The 807-nt window shown below is 41.4% G+C and carries 1 protein-coding gene; it reads left to right on the top strand.

Annotated features, from left to right (window positions below; genetic code table 11):
• Positions 1-492 precede the first annotated feature (492 nt).
• Positions 493-801: a type II toxin-antitoxin system RelE/ParE family toxin gene (locus tag NF543_RS25265; RefSeq protein ID WP_257670907.1), complete on the top strand. Its 309-nt coding sequence runs from the start codon at positions 493-495 to the stop codon at positions 799-801.
• The last annotated feature ends 6 nt before the right edge of the window (positions 802-807 follow it).

Raw genomic sequence — 807 nt, 5'->3', positions numbered from 1 at the left:
CGGATTCGTGAGCGGATTTCACGGATTCGTGAATCCCCTTTCAGCATACGCTCCGGGTTGGACGAAGCACAATTCATCACACGCATTCGCAGGCGTTTCAATCATTTTGTTCGTCCAATGAGGTGCAATTTGGTGCCTCGGGATGCCGATATCCGAGCAAGAGCCGGATTGGTAATGATTCCAGTTTTGTATTTGATATCAACCGTCCCGTATATGCAAATATATATGATCAGATTTAAAATTGGTATGAGGGTACACTTTGTATATTAGTTTTGTTATCGTTACCTTCGTCAAAGGAGGTGTATATGCTTACAAAAACAAGATTGATCAATTCACTCGATAAGTTGCCTGAACAGTTTTCGATCGATGAGCTCGTTGATCATGTAGTTCTCATGGAGAAGGTACAGCGGGGATTGGATGATGTTGCCCAAGGCAAAGTTAATACCAAGCAAGAAGCACGTCAAAAGTTAACTAAGTGGCTGAAGTAATTAAGTGGCTGAAGTAATTTGGACTGATAATGCGATTGCTGATTTGGACGATATCGGTGAATATATCGCTAAAGAGTCTGTCCGCTATGCCGAGTTAACCATATCTAAGCTGTTTTCAGCACCCGATATACTAGAAAAATATCCAAGAAGAGGACATATTGTACCTGAATTTATGGATGAGAGTATCAGGCAACTGATGGTTGGCAATTATCGGATTGTTTATCAATTGGCCGGAGACCAGGTGAATATATTGACTGTCCATCATGGCAAGCGGTTGATTTCAAATACCCGTCACTTCAAGAAAAAGAAATAACGGTGA

Origin of the sequence: Parapedobacter tibetensis (assembly GCF_024704835.1) — a bacterium.
GTDB classification, from domain to species: Bacteria; Bacteroidota; Bacteroidia; order Sphingobacteriales; family Sphingobacteriaceae; genus Parapedobacter; species Parapedobacter tibetensis.
Note: the sequence above shows the minus strand (reverse complement) of the source record. Positions and strands in the feature narration are given on the sequence as shown.